This window comes from Streptomyces sp. NPDC038213 (assembly GCF_055600495.1).
This window is the reverse complement of the sequence record NZ_JBVJYM010000005.1, coordinates 62,167-75,880: the sequence shown is the minus strand read 5'-3', so window position 1 is coordinate 75,880 and position 13,714 is coordinate 62,167. Positions and strand designations below refer to the sequence as shown.

Below are 13,714 nucleotides of genomic sequence, written 5' to 3'. Positions count from 1 at the left end.
TTCCGGGCCGCCCGCCCGCCGGATGACAGAGGGTGCCCCATGGTGACTGCGGCCGACCCGGCCAGGACCGACGGTGCCGTGCGCACGAGCGTGTGGCTCGCACCCCGGACGCACGGTGCGAGACGCCGCAGTGAGCAGCCGGCCGGGCTGGACCGGGAGAAGATCACGGCCGCGACCGTCCGGCTGCTCGACACCGAGGGCCTCGCCCGCTTCTCGATGCGCCGCCTCGCCGCCGCCCTGGGCGTGACCGCGATGTCCCTCTACTGGTACGTGGACACCAAGGACGACCTGCTCGAACTGGCCCTGGACGCGGCCCTGGGCGAGGCCGCCCCGCCCGCCGGGCCGCCCGGCCCCCCGGACTGGCCCGGCCGGCTGCGGGAGCTGGCCCGGGGCCACCGCTCACTGCTCGCCGCGCACCCGTGGGTCTCCGCACTGGCCGTGGAGTACCCCAACATCGGTCCGCACGCGCGGGCCTTCGACGCGGAGCTCCAGGGGGTGCTGCACGCCACCGGGCTGCCGGCCGCCGGGCGGACCGGCGCCCACCTGGCGGTCTCCCGGTTCCTCAGCGGCTGCGGCAGTGTCCGACCGGCCCCCGAGCGGGACTTCCACAGCGCGCTGGAGATCCTGGTGGCGGGCATCGCGGCCCAGGCGGCGGCCGCCGCCCGCTGACGGGTTCCCGCCCGCCCCGGCCCGCGGGCGGGCCGCTCCCCCGGCGCCTACTCCCCCGGCTCGGCGGCCGCGGTCAGCGGCCGGGACTTGAGCGCCACTTCCTTGATGAACAGGACGAGCAGCAGGGCGGCCAGAGCGGTGGGGGCCGCGATCAGGAACACGTCGCCGACCCCGTGCCCGTACGCGGACTCGATGACCTCGCGGAAGGGGGCGGGCAGCTTGTCGAGGTCGGGGATCCCGCCGCCGGCGGTGCCCCCGTGGCCCAGGGCGGCGGCCTTCGGGCCGAGCTCCGCCAGCCCCTCCTGCACGTAGTCGGTGACGCGGTGGGCCATGAGTGCGCCGAGTGCGGAGACGCCCATGGCGCCGCCGAGGGAGCGGAAGAAGGTGACCACGGAGCTGGCCGCGCCGAGGTCCTCGGGGGCCACCTGGTTCTGGGTGGCGAGGACCAGGTTCTGCATCATCATGCCGAGCCCGAGCCCGGTGAGCGCCATGTAGAGCGCGATGTGCAGGTACGGGGTGTCGTAGCGCAGGGTGCCGAGCAGGCCCAGGCCCGCGGTGAGGAGCACGCCTCCGGACACCAGCCAGGACTTCCAGCGGCCGGTGCGGGTGATGACCCGGCCGGAGACCGTCGAGGAGACGAAGAGGCCGCCGATCATCGGGATGGTCAGCACCCCGGACATGGTGGGGGACTCGTTGCGGGCCAGCTGGAAGTACTGGCTGAAGAAGACGGTGCCGGAGAACATGGCCACGCCGACGAACAGCGAGGCCACCGAGGCCAGGGTGATGGTCTTGTTCCGGAACAGCCGCAGCGGGATGACCGGGTCGGCGGCCCGGGACTCGACGTAGACGAAGACGAGGGCCAGCAGCAGGGAGCCGCCGGTCATGGCCGCGGTCTGCCAGGAGAGCCAGTCGTACGAGTCGCCGGCCTGGGTGACCCAGACGAGCAGCAGGGAGACGGCGGCGGAGACGAAGAAGGCGCCGGCCCAGTCCACCTTCACGTCCTTGCGGACCACGGGCAGGTTCAGGGTCCGCTGGAGGACGACCAGCGCGATCACGGCGAAGGGCACGCCGACGTAGAAGCACCAGCGCCAGCCGAGCCAGTCGGTGTCCGTGATGACCCCGCCCAGCAGCGGGCCGCCGACGGTGGCGACGGCGAAGACCGCCCCGAGGTAGCCGCTGTAGCGGCCGCGCTCGCGCGGGGAGATCATCGCGGCCAGCACGATCTGCGCGAGGGCGGAGAGCCCGCCGACGCCGATGCCCTGGACCACGCGGCAGGCGATGAGCGTGCCGGTGTTCTGGGAGAGCCCGGCGACCACGGAGCCGAGTACGTAGACCACCAGGGCGATCTGGACCAGCAGCTTCTTGCTGAACAGGTCGGCGAGCTTGCCCCACAGCGGGGTGGCGGCCGTCATCGACAGGAGGGCGGCGGTGACGACCCAGGTGTACGAGGACTGGGTGCCGCCGAGGTCCCCGATGATCTGGGGCAGGGCGTTGGAGACGATCGTGGAGGACAGGATCGCCACGAACATGCCGAGCATCAGCCCGGACAGCGCCTCCATGATCTGGCGGTGGGTCATGGGTGCGGGGTCGGCGGGTTCACCGGGGGGCAGCGCGGCGCCGCCTTCCCGGGCGCCGGCGGGGGTGGATATCGCCATGGGGGTGTCCTGTGTCCTTCGGTTCAGAAGCTCGACCGGAGCCGGGCCAGCAGGGTGGTGAGGGTGCCGATGTCCTCCTCGGGCCAGTCGGCGAGGGCCCGCTCCAGGGCCGCCGAGTAGCGGGCGCTGAGCCCGGCGAGCAGGTCCCGGCCCGCCGGGGTGAGCCGCAGGATGCGGCAGCGCCCGTCGCCGGGGTCGGGGGCCCGCTCCAGCCAGCCGCGCGCGGCGGTGTGCGCCACGTGCCGGCTGGTGACGGAGATGTCCACGGCGAGCAGCTCGGAGAGCCGGCTCAGGCGCATCTCCCCGTACCGGTCGAGGAGGGCGAGGACGGCGGCGGGCCCGGCGGGGCACTCCTGCGGGAGGGTGCGGGCCAGCTCGCGCTTGACCACGCCGACGGCGGAGAGCTGGCGGGCGAGCTCCTCGTACACGGCGGTCCCGCCCCTCCCTCGGCCATCTTGTTGCTTAGGGCAACCATAGAAGCAGTTGGTTGCCACAGGCAAACGAATCGGGGCAGGGGGCGGTAAAGCAAGGTAAAAACCGTTAGGGTCCCGCCATGGCACACAACACCCCGGGCCCCGAGGGTTCCTACGACCCCGCGGGCAGCACCCAGATGTTCCGAGCCTTCGTGGACGAGGGCGAGGCCGCCCGTCCGGCCGCGAGCAGCCAGTCCGGCCCGCGCGTGGGGCTGATCGTCGGCGTGGTGGCCGCCGTGGCCGTGCTCGCCGCGGTCGCCTGGCTGGCCTTCGCCGGCTCCTGACGCGTCCCGCGCCCGTCGCGGCGGTGAATCCGCAGGCCCGCGCGGTCACTTCCAGTCGGCAGTGACCTCGCGGGTCTCGACGTGCATCCCCAGCGGGACCCGCCAGGCCTCCACGCACACCGTGTAGGTCTTCCGCTTCTCCGAGAGCGCGGCGATCGGTACGGGCAGGGGCTGCGACGAGTGGATCGTGGCCCAGTCCACGCCGAGCGCGCCGATGATGTGCGTCGCGAAGCCGACCGTCCCCGAACGGACCGGTGTGCCGCCGGAGTTGCGGAAGGCCACCGTGACCTGCTCGCACCAGCGCCGGTCTGCGGGCGCCCGCTGCGGGGTGCCCAGGGAGAGTTTCGCGGGGGTCGGGGGGACCGGGCTCGGAGCGGGTCCGCCACCGCCGGTACCGCCGCCGCCCGTACCGCCACCGCTGCCGCCTCCGGTCGCGCCCCCGGCCGCACTGCCGCCCGAGGTGCCCGTACCGGAGCTCGTGCCGCCGCCGCTGCCGCCTCCGGTCGCGCCCCCGGTCGCACTGCCGCCGCCGCTGCCCGTACCGCCCGACGGCCCGCCGCCGGACGCCCCGGTCCCGCCGGAGGAATCCGCACCGCCCGCACTGCCCGCGCCTCCGCCCGCAGCGCCCGCGCCCCCGCCCGAGCCGCCGGACCCCGCAGTGCCGCTCCCGCCCGCGGACCCGGAACCGCCGACGGACCCCTGCGCCCCGCCCGAGACCCCCGCCGAAGCCGAACCAGAGCCTGAAGTCGACCCCCAAGCCGAACCCGACGCAGCACCCGAAGCGGCAACCGGTGCCGAAGCCGAACGCGCCCCCGCCCCCGGCAGCCGCTGGAGCTCCACCCCGCCCTCCGGCGGTACGAGCTCTCCCGGGCGCCGTTCCGGACCGGCCCCGGCGGCGCCCACGGCGGCGTACCCCGCGGGCCCGCCGTCGCCGCAGCCGGCCAGGGCCGCGCCGAGGAGCGCCGAAGCCGCGGCCGCGGCCGCCCACAGGGATCCCTTTCGCATCGCGCCAGTGTTACTGACGCTCCGTCAATTGGGAACCCTGTGGCGCTCTTGGGCCGCGCAGGCGGTCAGTCGCCGATGAGGCCCTGGCGGAGCTGCGCCAGCGTGCGCGTCAGCAGCCGGGAGACGTGCATCTGCGAGATGCCGACCTCCTCGCCGATCTGCGACTGGGTCATGTTCGCGAAGAAGCGCAGCATGATGATCTGCCGCTCCCGGGGCGGGAGTTTGGCGAGCAGCGGCTTGAGCGACTCGCGGTACTCGACCCCTTCGAGGGCGGTGTCCTCGTACCCCAGCCGGTCCGCGAGCGAGCCCTCGCCGCCCTCGTCCTCCGGGGACGGGGAGTCCAGCGAGGAGGCGGTGTAGGCGTTGCCGACGGCGAGTCCGTCGACGACCTCCTCCTCCGACACCCCGAGCACGGCGGCCAGTTCGGCGACGGTGGGCGAGCGGTCCAGCTTCTGGGCCAGCTCGTCGCTCGCCTTCGTCAGGGCGAGGCGCAGCTCCTGGAGCCGGCGCGGCACCCGCACCGACCAGGAGGTGTCCCGGAAGAAGCGCTTGATCTCCCCGACCACGGTGGGCATCGCGAACGTCGGGAACTCCACGCCCCGTTCGCAGTCGAACCGGTCGATCGCCTTGATCAGGCCGATCGTGCCGACCTGGACGATGTCCTCCATCGGCTCGTTGCGGCTGCGGAAGCGGGCCGCCGCGTACCGGACGAGCGGGAGGTTCAGCTCGATGAGAGTGTCGCGCACGTACGCCCGGTCGGGACTGTCCGGGGCCAGCGCGGCGAGCCTGAGGAACAGGGAACGGGAGAGGGTGCGGGTGTCGATGGCTTCCGAGCGGTCGAGCACTGCCGGGGCCTCGCTCTTGACGAGCGTGAGCACCTTGGAGCTGCCCTGGTCTGCGGACATGCCACCCCCTTGTGGTCGCGGACGGTCGCGTAGGGCGCGCCCGTCGGAGGAACGCAGCCTCCACCTGAATACCGGAGGCGGGGCTGCGGCAAACGCGGTTCCAGCAGAATGTCACATGTCGGCAACGCGCTGTAGCGCCAAGTCGACATATCTGTGCAGCGACAGAGCCGAATGGGACTGATCTGTCGGGAAACGGGCGGAGCGATCTCCACCCGTTCTCGTTACGCTTCGATCCTGTTTGCGGATCTCAGTCGAGCGAAGCTCCGGGCGAGCAGCCGCGAGACGTGCATCTGCGAAACCCCGAGCTCCGCGCTGATCTGGGACTGCGTCAGGTTGTTGTAGTAGCGCAGCAGGAGGATCCGCTGCTCGCGCTCCGGCAGCTGGACGAGCAGGTGCCGTACGAGGTCGCGGTGCTCGACCCCGGCCAGCTCCGGGTCCTCGTAGCCGAGCCGGTCGACCAGCCCGGGCAGCCCGTCCCCCTCCTGTGCCGCCTCGAGCGAGGTGGCGTGGTACGAGCGCCCGGCCTCGATGCAGGCCAGCACCTCGTCCTCCGAGATGCGCAGCCGGGCGGCGATCTCCGGGGTGGTGGGGGTGCGCCCGTGGGCCGTGGTGAGGTCCTCGGTGGCCGCGTTGACCTGGACCCACAGCTCGTGCAGCCGGCGCGGTACGTGGACGGTGCGCACGTTGTCTCGGAAGTACCGCTTGATTTCGCCCACCACGGTCGGCATCGCGAAGGTCGGGAACTGCACCCCGCGGTCCGGGTCGAAGCGGTCGATGGCGTTGATGAGCCCGATCGTGCCGACCTGGATCACGTCCTCCATCGGCTCGTTGCGGCTGCGGAATCGGGCGGCCGCGTAGCGGACGAGCGGGAGGTTCGCCTCGATGAGGGCCCCGCGGACCCGGTTGTGCTCGCTGGTGCCCCGCTCCAGGGTCTTCAGCTCCCCGAAGAGCACCTGGGTGAGGGCCCGGGTGTCCGCCCCCCGGCTCTGCGGCCTCGCGGGCACCCGGCGCTCCCCGAAGACCGGGGGCCTGGCCGCGGCGGGCCCGGCGGGGGCCTGGGGCCTGGCGAGGGCGGCGGCGGGGGGCTCGTCCTGCTGGGGTGGAACCTGAGGCGCTGTACTGGCCGGCACGGTCACGCCACCCCTTCATGGTCGGTCAACTCATCCGTCAAAAGCGGTCATAGCATCACAAGACATGTGCACTGTGTGCAAGCACCGTATGTCGCCGTGTTGAGGGCAAGTTGGACATTCGGTGGCCCGTCCGGGGGCCGTACGGGGGGTTGTGCGCGGGGCGGCGGGGGCGCCCGTAAGGGCGCGGATGCACAGAAGGCCCCCCACCCGTCGGATGGGAGGCCGGAGGACCGGAAACCGCTTCGGCGTACGGGCTCAGCGCACCAGTTCGGTCATGAACTCGCCGATGCCCTTCGCCGCATCGGAGAGGCCCTGGAAACCTATCTGGACGAAATCGGCCGACTTCTCGGGCTGGGTGATGATCGTGTAGAGCACGAACACGACGAGCACGCCCGTGACGACCTTCTTGGTGTCCATGATCGGGTTTCGGCCTCCCCTGCCGGTCCACGCCAAGTCGCGTGAGTCTAACCGGTCCGGCGAGGGCCCTCACCCGGCCTTTAAGGACCAATGACCCGGTGGTACGGGCCCTTTGCCGCTCCTTCCGGGCGCGGGGGAGGCGCAGGATTGTTCATGAGCCCACCGGTTCTGGCAGGAAACCGGAGGGCGGAGGGACAGGACCTCTCTGCGGGGTCCGGCCGCAAGCTTCCCCCCTGACTGCGGCCCGGACTGGCAGGTTCCGTCCTCATCGGGGGAAGCGGCTTGTCCCCCCGATGCCGCTTCCCCCGTCCCATCCGCACGAAGGCCCCGACCCCAGGTCGGGGCCTTCTGCGCGTCCGGGCAGGTGCGGGAGGGTGCGGCGGGTGCCGGGAGGTGCCCCCGGGGCTACTCGAAGGCGCCCAGCAGCCCCAGCGCCGGCGCGGCGGGGGCGATGACGGGCTCCAGCTGGTCCGGCAGGGCCATCAGCTGGTTGAGCTGGTTGAGCTCGTTGAGGCCCTTGCCGAGCTGCTGTACGTCGGGCTGGGCGGCCGCGGGCATGTCGGGGGCGGCGGCCGGGAGCAGGTCCTCCACCGGCAGCGGGGCGGCGGGGGCCGCGACGGCGGCGGGTGCGGAGAGGCCCGCGGCCGCGCCGGCGAGGGCGACGGCGGCGAGGAGGCGCTGGGTCTTGGTCATGCCGTGACAACGGCCGAGTGCGCGGGCGGTCACGGCGCAGACGCGCGAGAGGCCCGGTTCGTACGAACCGGGCCTCTCGACCAGTGCGGTAGTGGAGGGATTTGAACCCCCGATGGGTTGCCCCATACTCGCTTTCGAGGCGAGCTCCTTCGGCCACTCGGACACACTACCGAGAGAGATCCTAGCGCACGGCGCCGAGTGCTTTGCAAATCGGCCCCGGCGGTTCCGCCCGCGGAGGCGTCTTCAGAGCTCCCGGAAGAAGGCCGACAGCTGCGCGGCGCACTCGTCCCCGAGCACCCCGGGGAGCACCTCGGGCCGGTGGTTCAGCCTCCGGTCCCGTACGAGGTCCCAGAGCGAGCCCGCGGCCCCCGCCTTCTCGTCCACGGCCCCGTACACGACCCGCGCGACGCGGGACTGCACGAGGGCGCCCGCGCACATCACGCAGGGCTCCAGGGTCACGACGAGGGTGCACCCGGTCAGCCGCCACTCTCCGAGGGCCGCGGCCCCGCGGCGCAGGGCGAGGACCTCGGCGTGCGCCGTCGGGTCCCCGGTCAGCTCGCGCTCGTTGTGCCCGGCGGCCAGCTCGCTGCCGTCGGGCGCCAGCAGGACGGCGCCGACCGGGACGTCCCCGGCCCGCGCCGCCCGTGCGGCCTCGTCCAGCGCCCGGCGCATGGCCGGGCGCCACGGGTCCCGGAGGGGGTCGGGTACGGATTCCCGTACGGGACCCCGCTCCGGGCCGGTCACCGGCCCGGGGGCCGGTCGGTGCGGTGTGCTGCTCACTGCTCGATCACTGCCTGCTCACTACGTGCTCACTGCTTCCGGTGCCGCGGCCCGCTAGCGGACGGTCTCCAGGACCTCGGAGGCGCCGAGGGCGTCGGCGATCTCCCCCAGGGCGTCGGAGCGCAGGGCCAGCAGCAGCCGCTGGGACATGCCCAGGTCGGCCAGGATCTGCAGGTCCCCGATCGGCCCCGCCGGGACGGCCTCGACGGCCGGCCCGTGGTCCTCGTCCAGGTCGTCCCCGGCCTCGTCGAACCCGCCCACCGCTCCGGGTCCGCCCTCCTCCGGGTCCTCGGACCCCGTCTCGGCCTCCAGGTCGAGATCGAGGTCCACGAGCTCCTCGAGGCCGTCCCCGGAGCCTGGGGTGCGCCCGAGCAGTTCGTCGGTGAGCAGGATCTCCCCGTACGAGCTGCGGGCCGCGGCGGCCGCGTCCGACAGGTAGATGCGGGGGTCTTCCTCACCGTCCACGCGGACGATGCCGAACCAGGCGTCCTCCTGCTCGATGAAGACGAGCACGGTGTCCTCGTCGGGTGAGGCTTCCCGGGCCAGTTCGGTCAGATCGGACAGCGTCTCGACGTCGTCGAGATCCGTGTCGCTCGCTTCCCACCCGTCTTCGGTGCGCGCGAGCAGTGCGGCGAAGTACACCGTGACTCTCCCACTGGTCATAGGCGTGCCGGTTGGGGGTCCCCCCGGCCGGAGGTTGGGGGAGGTGGAACGGCACGCTGTGCCGGTCGGGCCCCGCCCCAGTCGGCATCGTGGCAGAAACGGCGGCGTTGCGAGAGGTCTTCCGCGCTTGCGTCGTGCCGTGCCGTGCGCGCCGGCGGCTCCACGGGGTGCGTTTCGGCCGTGCCGGGCCCCGCGTGAGCGGGCCCGCTCACCAGCGGAAGGTGCGCATCCGCATCTGCTGGCGCATCCGAGCCGCCCGGGCGCGGCGCGGCTGGACCCGCTCGCGCAGCTCCCGCGCCTCGTTCAGGTCGCGCAGGAACTGGGCGCGCCGCTGCCGGCGCTGGGCCGCCGTCTCGGAGGGCTCCGCGGGCGGCCCCGTCCCGCCGTCCGCTTCCGCGGGCGGGGCCGCGGCGGCCCGTACGGCGGGCCCGGGCGCCGGCTCGGGCGCCTTCGTACGCCCTCCGCGCGCGCCTGCTCTCGCGGTGGTCCTGGCGGTCCTCTGCTGCTGGTCGGGCATCGGCGTCACCATCCCGGCTGGTTACGTCCCGGTTCCGCTTCGGGGGCGGCCCCTGCCACCACCTTCCCCCGGACGGGCCCCTTGATGCCAGTGCCGGGCGGCATCGGGCGGCCCTTCCCCCGGTTACTGTTGGGTCCATGCGGATCCACGTCGTCGACCACCCGCTGGTGGCGCACAAACTGACCACCCTGCGCGACAAGCGCACCGACTCCCCGACCTTCCGGCGCCTCGCCGACGAGCTGGTGACCCTGCTCGCGTACGAGGCCACGCGGGACGTGCGCACCGAGCAGGCCGACATCGAGACCCCGGTCGCGCCGACCACGGGCGTGAAGCTGTCGGTCCCCCGCCCGCTGATCGTCCCGATCCTGCGGGCCGGCCTGGGCATGCTCGACGGCATGGTGCGGCTGCTGCCGACCGCCGAGGTGGGCTTCATGGGCATGGTGCGCAACGAGGAGACCCTGGAGGCCTCCACGTACGCGACCCGGATGCCCGAGGACCTCTCCGGCCGCCAGGTCTACGTCGTCGACCCGATGCTCGCCACGGGGGGCACGCTGGTCGCGGCGATCCAGGAGCTGATCAAGCGCGGCGCCGACGACGTCACGGCCGTGGTGCTGCTGGCCGCGCCCGAGGGCATCGAAGTCATGGAGCGCGACCTCGCCGGACAGCCGGTGACCGTCGTGACGGCCTCGGTCGACGAGCGGCTCAACGAGCACGGCTACATCGTGCCGGGCCTCGGCGACGCGGGCGACCGCATGTACGGCGCGGCGGAGTAACCCGAGCGTTCCGGGAGCCTCAGCACTTCGGGGAGGGCGCGGGAGCGGGCTTGGCCAGGGCGGCCAGGGCCCTGTCCGCGTCCTCCTTCTTGTTGAGCGCCTTGAAGGCCGTCCCGAGGATCAGGTCGACGTCCGGGCCCTGCCGGGTGTCCACCTGGAGGGAGGCCCCGGCCAGCTGGGTGCCGAGCACCGAGAACAGCGCCTTGTCGGTCCGGGGGGAGCCGAGCAGTATCCCCGTGCCGGCCACCTTCTTGTCGAAGGTCGGCGGGGCGTTGCCCACCTTGCCGACGGCGAAGCCGCGCTTCTTGAGCTCGTCGCCGACGGACTTGGCCAGTCCGCTGCGCGGGGTGGCGTTGTACACGTTGACCGTGATCTGGCCCGGCCTGGGCAGGGCGCGCACGGGGGCGGGGGAAGCCGCGGGTCTTCCCTGGGCGGCCCGGACGCATTCCGCCTTCTTCTGCCCGGCGGCCGTCTTCCCGGTCTCGTCCCCCCGGAACACGCCGATGAGCTGGAGCGTCCCGTAGCCGAGCAGGCCGAGGGCGAGGACCGATCCGAGTACCGCGAGCACGATCCGGCGGCGGCGGGGGCGGCGCATGCGGGGGTAGGCGGTCCCCGTGACGCGGTACTTTCCGCCCATGCCGGGGGGAGTGAGCATGCTCATGGAGCGCAGCGTAGTGCGGCCCGGTGACGATGCCTACTAAATGATCTATGAATAGCCCAGGGCCGACCCGAAAGGCGCAATCGCCCCGGAATCAGCCCAGTTCGAGGACGCGCGCGTGCAGGACCTGGCGCTGCTGCAGTGCGGCGCGCACGGCGCGGTGCAGACCGTCCTCCAGATAGAGGTCGCCCTGCCACTTCACGACGTGCGCGAAGAGGTCGCCGTAGAAGGTCGAGTCCTCGGCGAGCAGCGTTTCGAGGTCCAGCTGTCCCTTGGTGGTCACGAGCTGGTCGAGCCGGACCGGGCGCGGCGCGACGTCCGCCCAAGCCCGGACGCTTTCCCGGCCGTGGTCGGGATAGGGCCGCCCGTTTCCGATGCGCTTGAAGATCACACGGAAAGCCTACCGGGAGCAGGCCTGCGGGCGCAGCCTCGGTGCGTCGGTGCAAAGGTGACGAATAGCGCCAATACGGGAGTGACAGATGACCGGATCCACCCCCTCAGCCGAGCAGCCCGCCGCCGACAAGATCGCGGCGGGTTACTCCTTCACCGGCCCCGCGCTCGAATTGGGTGCCCTCCTCTGGGAGGGGGCCTGCCTGCCCGGAAAGCAGGTCCGCATCCCGCTGACCATGCTGAACAGGCACGGACTGGTCGCCGGCGCGACCGGCACGGGCAAGACCAAGACCCTCCAGCTCGTGGCGGAACAGCTCTCCGCGCAGGGCGTCCCGGTCTTCCTCGCCGACATCAAGGGGGACGTGTCCGGGATCTCAGCCCCCGGCGCGCCGAACGAGAAGGTCGCCGAGCGCGCGCGGGAAGTCGGGCAGGAGTGGGAGCCGGCCGGCTGCCCCGCCGAGTTCTACTCCCTGGGCGGGATCGGACCGGGAATTCCGCTGCGGGCCACGGTCACGAGTTTCGGCCCGGTCCTGATGTCGAAGGTCCTCCAGCTCAACCAGACCCAGGAGCAGTCCCTCGGACTGATCTTCCACTACGCCGATACGAAGGGCCTGGAGCTCGTCGACCTGAAGGACCTGCGGGCGGTGGTCGCCTTCCTCGTCTCCGAGCGCGGAAAGCAGGAGCTGAAGGGAATCGGCGGGCTTTCCACGGTCACCGCCGGGGTGATCCTGCGGGCGCTCACGGCATTCGAACAGCAGGGCGCGTCGGAATTCTTCGGGGAGCCGGAATTCGACACCAGCGAATTCCTGCGCACCGCCGCGGACGGGCGCGGACTGGTGTCCGTACTCGAACTGCCCGCGGTCCAGGACAAGCCGCAGCTGTTCTCCACCTTCCTGATGTGGCTGCTCGCGGACCTCTACAACGACCTGCCGGAGGTCGGCGACCTCGACCGCCCCAAGCTGGTCTTCTTCTTCGACGAGGCCCACCTGCTCTTCAACGGGGCCTCGAAGGCGTTCCTGGAGGCCGTCGTCCAGACCGTCCGCCTGATCCGCTCCAAGGGCATCGGGGTCTTCTTCGTCACCCAGACCCCGAAGGACGTGCCAGCCGACGTCCTGGCCCAGCTCGGCAACCGGGTCCAGCACGCCCTGCGCGCGTTCACCCCCGACGACGCCAAGGCCCTCAAGGCCACCGTGCGGACCTTCCCGAACTCGGACTACGACCTGGAGGAGCTGCTGACGCAGCTGGGCACGGGCGAGGCCGTGGTGACCGTACTGAGCGAGAAGGGGGCGCCGACCCCCGTCGCCGCCACCCGGCTGCGCGCCCCGCAGTCCCTCATGGGGCCCGTCGGGGAGGCGGAGCTCGACCGGGCGGTGAAGGGCTCGCTGCTGTACGGGCGCTACGCCGAGGCGGTGGACCGGGAGTCGGCGTACGAGGTGATCAGCGCCGAGCAGGCGGCCGCGGAGGCCCGGGCGGAGGCGGCGGCCGCGGCCGCCGCGGCGGAGAAGGAGGCCGAGCGGCAGGCCAGGGAGGCCGAACGCGAGGCGAAGGAGGCCGAGCGGGCGGCGCGGGCGGCGGCGAAGGCGGCCCCCGCGGACAGGTCGCTGACCGAGCAGGTGGTGGGGAGCGGGATCTTCCGCTCCCTGGCCCGCTCGATCGGCACCCAGCTGGGCCGGGAGATCTCCCGCTCGATCTTCGGGACGGCCCGGCGCAAGCGCTGAGCCGTCCCCGGCCGTCCCGTCCCCGGCGCGGTGCTACTGCGCCGGGGCCCCGCGGCCCGCGAGGCGGCGCAGGGTGGCCGCGTACGTCTCGTCGGCCGTGAGCCGGCGCAGTTCCTCCGCGATCAGCTCCGCCGTGGAGCGGATCTTGAGGGCGACGCGCCGGTCCGGCTGCCCCGGGACGCCGAGGGTGGCGAGGGCGCCCGAGGGGCGGTCGACGGTTATCTCCCCGGCCGCGGTCTGGAGCCGTACGCGCGTGATCACCGGTCCGGCGGTGGCCACGCGCTCCACGGGCACCCCGAGCCGGTCCTCCAGCCAGCAGGCGAGCAGCTCGGCGCTCGGGTTGTCGGCCTCGCTCTCCACGGCCGCGCCGGTGACCGCGCCCTGCTTCTGGTCGAGGGCGGCCGCGAGCAGCGAGCGCCAGGGGGTCAGCCGGGTCCAGGACAGGTCGGTGTCCCCGGGGGCGTAGGCGGCGGCCCGGCCGTCGAGCGCGGCGAGCGGTTCGAGGGCGGCGTACGCGTCCGTGATCCGGCGCTGGGCCAGCCGGCCGAGCTCGTCGCGGCCCGGGTCGGCGGGGGCGTCGGCGGGCCACCAGGCCACCACGGGGGCGTCCGGCAGCAGCAGCGGCAGGACGACCGGGCCGGCGTGGGAGGTCAGGTCGCCGTGCAGCCGGAGCAGGACGATCTCACCGGTGCCGGCGTCCGTCCCGACGCGCAGTTCGGCGTCGAGGCGGGTCTGGGTGAGGCGGCGGTGGGCCCGGCCCTGCCGCTTGATGACGGCGATGATCCGGCAGGGGTGTTCGCGCGCGGCCTCGGACGCGGCTCTGACGGCGTCGTAGGCGTTCTCCTCGTCCGTGACCACGAGCAGGGTCAGGACCATGCCCATGGCCGGGCTCCCGACGGCTCGGCGGGCTTCGAGCAGGGCGGCGTTGACCTTGCTGGACGTCGTGGCGGTGAGTTCGGTCTTCACGATGAGCCAGTCTCCCAG

General features: G+C 73.0%; 17 protein-coding genes and 1 tRNA gene. 4 read left to right on the top strand and 14 right to left on the bottom strand.

Annotated features, from left to right (window positions below):
* The first annotated feature begins 39 nt into the window (after positions 1-39).
* On the top strand, positions 40-669 hold the full coding sequence (locus tag ACZ7JZ_RS09740) for a TetR/AcrR family transcriptional regulator (RefSeq protein WP_470935444.1): 630 nt from the start codon (positions 40-42) through the stop codon (positions 667-669).
* 47 nt (positions 670-716) lie between these two features.
* On the opposite strand, the gene ACZ7JZ_RS09735 is transcribed toward ACZ7JZ_RS09740, so the two are convergent.
* Together ACZ7JZ_RS09735 and ACZ7JZ_RS09730 are read right to left on the bottom strand one after the other, a co-directional pair.
* Positions 717-2,246: an MDR family MFS transporter gene (locus ACZ7JZ_RS09735; protein ID WP_470936376.1), complete on the bottom strand. Its 1,530-nt coding sequence runs from the start codon at positions 2,244-2,246 to the stop codon at positions 717-719.
* A gap of 101 nt (positions 2,247-2,347) precedes the next feature.
* On the bottom strand, positions 2,348-2,752 hold the full coding sequence (locus ACZ7JZ_RS09730; protein WP_470935441.1) for a MarR family winged helix-turn-helix transcriptional regulator: 405 nt from the start codon (positions 2,750-2,752) through the stop codon (positions 2,348-2,350).
* A 125-nt stretch (positions 2,753-2,877) separates the two neighbouring features.
* On the opposite strand from ACZ7JZ_RS09730, the gene ACZ7JZ_RS09725 reads away from it, so the two are divergent.
* Positions 2,878-3,081, top strand: a complete 204-nt coding sequence (locus ACZ7JZ_RS09725; RefSeq protein ID WP_470935438.1) for a hypothetical protein — start codon at positions 2,878-2,880, stop codon at positions 3,079-3,081.
* A 45-nt stretch (positions 3,082-3,126) separates the two neighbouring features.
* On the opposite strand, the gene ACZ7JZ_RS09720 is transcribed toward ACZ7JZ_RS09725, so the two are convergent.
* From ACZ7JZ_RS09720 to ACZ7JZ_RS09680, 9 genes are all read right to left on the bottom strand, one after another.
* Positions 3,127-4,086, bottom strand: coding sequence for a hypothetical protein (locus ACZ7JZ_RS09720; protein ID WP_470935435.1), 960 nt, complete (start codon positions 4,084-4,086; stop codon positions 3,127-3,129).
* Between the two features lie 65 nt (positions 4,087-4,151).
* Positions 4,152-4,991: an RNA polymerase sigma factor SigF gene (locus ACZ7JZ_RS09715; RefSeq protein WP_470935433.1), complete on the bottom strand. Its 840-nt coding sequence runs from the start codon at positions 4,989-4,991 to the stop codon at positions 4,152-4,154.
* Positions 4,992-5,212: 221 nt separating this feature from the next.
* Positions 5,213-6,121: an RNA polymerase sigma factor SigF gene (locus ACZ7JZ_RS09710; RefSeq protein ID WP_470935429.1), complete on the bottom strand. Its 909-nt coding sequence runs from the start codon at positions 6,119-6,121 to the stop codon at positions 5,213-5,215.
* A 255-nt stretch (positions 6,122-6,376) separates the two neighbouring features.
* Positions 6,377-6,538 (bottom strand): hypothetical protein, encoded by a 162-nt coding sequence (locus tag ACZ7JZ_RS09705; RefSeq protein ID WP_470935426.1) that lies wholly within the window; start codon positions 6,536-6,538, stop codon positions 6,377-6,379.
* 405 nt (positions 6,539-6,943) lie between these two features.
* Positions 6,944-7,231, bottom strand: coding sequence for a hypothetical protein (locus ACZ7JZ_RS09700; protein ID WP_470935424.1), 288 nt, complete (start codon positions 7,229-7,231; stop codon positions 6,944-6,946).
* Positions 7,232-7,317: 86 nt separating this feature from the next.
* Positions 7,318-7,402, bottom strand: a tRNA-Ser gene (locus tag ACZ7JZ_RS09695).
* Positions 7,403-7,474: 72 nt separating this feature from the next.
* The gene (gene tadA, locus ACZ7JZ_RS09690; protein ID WP_470936373.1) at positions 7,475-7,903 is read right to left on the bottom strand and encodes a tRNA adenosine(34) deaminase TadA; all 429 of its coding nucleotides are present in this window, start codon (positions 7,901-7,903) and stop codon (positions 7,475-7,477) included.
* Between the two features lie 162 nt (positions 7,904-8,065).
* Complete coding sequence (locus ACZ7JZ_RS09685) at positions 8,066-8,653, bottom strand: tRNA adenosine deaminase-associated protein (RefSeq protein ID WP_470936371.1); 588 nt, start codon at positions 8,651-8,653, stop codon at positions 8,066-8,068.
* 229 nt (positions 8,654-8,882) lie between these two features.
* On the bottom strand, positions 8,883-9,203 hold the full coding sequence (locus tag ACZ7JZ_RS09680) for a hypothetical protein (RefSeq protein WP_470935421.1): 321 nt from the start codon (positions 9,201-9,203) through the stop codon (positions 8,883-8,885).
* A gap of 125 nt (positions 9,204-9,328) precedes the next feature.
* Here ACZ7JZ_RS09680 and upp point away from each other — a divergent pair, with 125 nt between their 5' ends.
* Positions 9,329-9,964 (top strand): uracil phosphoribosyltransferase, encoded by a 636-nt coding sequence (gene upp / locus ACZ7JZ_RS09675; protein ID WP_470935418.1) that lies wholly within the window; start codon positions 9,329-9,331, stop codon positions 9,962-9,964.
* A 19-nt stretch (positions 9,965-9,983) separates the two neighbouring features.
* Here the strand turns inward: upp and ACZ7JZ_RS09670 are convergent, their stop codons facing one another.
* Both ACZ7JZ_RS09670 and ACZ7JZ_RS09665 read right to left on the bottom strand, forming a co-directional pair.
* A complete protein-coding gene (locus ACZ7JZ_RS09670; protein ID WP_470936368.1) occupies positions 9,984-10,601 on the bottom strand; it encodes a LytR C-terminal domain-containing protein in 618 nt (205 codons plus the stop codon).
* 115 nt (positions 10,602-10,716) lie between these two features.
* Positions 10,717-11,013: a type II toxin-antitoxin system VapB family antitoxin gene (locus ACZ7JZ_RS09665; RefSeq protein WP_352197793.1), complete on the bottom strand. Its 297-nt coding sequence runs from the start codon at positions 11,011-11,013 to the stop codon at positions 10,717-10,719.
* A gap of 88 nt (positions 11,014-11,101) precedes the next feature.
* Between ACZ7JZ_RS09665 and ACZ7JZ_RS09660 the strand changes: the two genes are divergently transcribed.
* Positions 11,102-12,730, top strand: coding sequence for a helicase HerA-like domain-containing protein (locus ACZ7JZ_RS09660; protein WP_470935415.1), 1,629 nt, complete (start codon positions 11,102-11,104; stop codon positions 12,728-12,730).
* A gap of 33 nt (positions 12,731-12,763) precedes the next feature.
* Here ACZ7JZ_RS09660 and opcA read toward each other — a convergent pair whose 3' ends face one another.
* Positions 12,764-13,696 (bottom strand): glucose-6-phosphate dehydrogenase assembly protein OpcA, encoded by a 933-nt coding sequence (opcA, locus tag ACZ7JZ_RS09655; RefSeq protein ID WP_470935412.1) that lies wholly within the window; start codon positions 13,694-13,696, stop codon positions 12,764-12,766.
* Positions 13,697-13,714 lie beyond the last annotated feature (18 nt).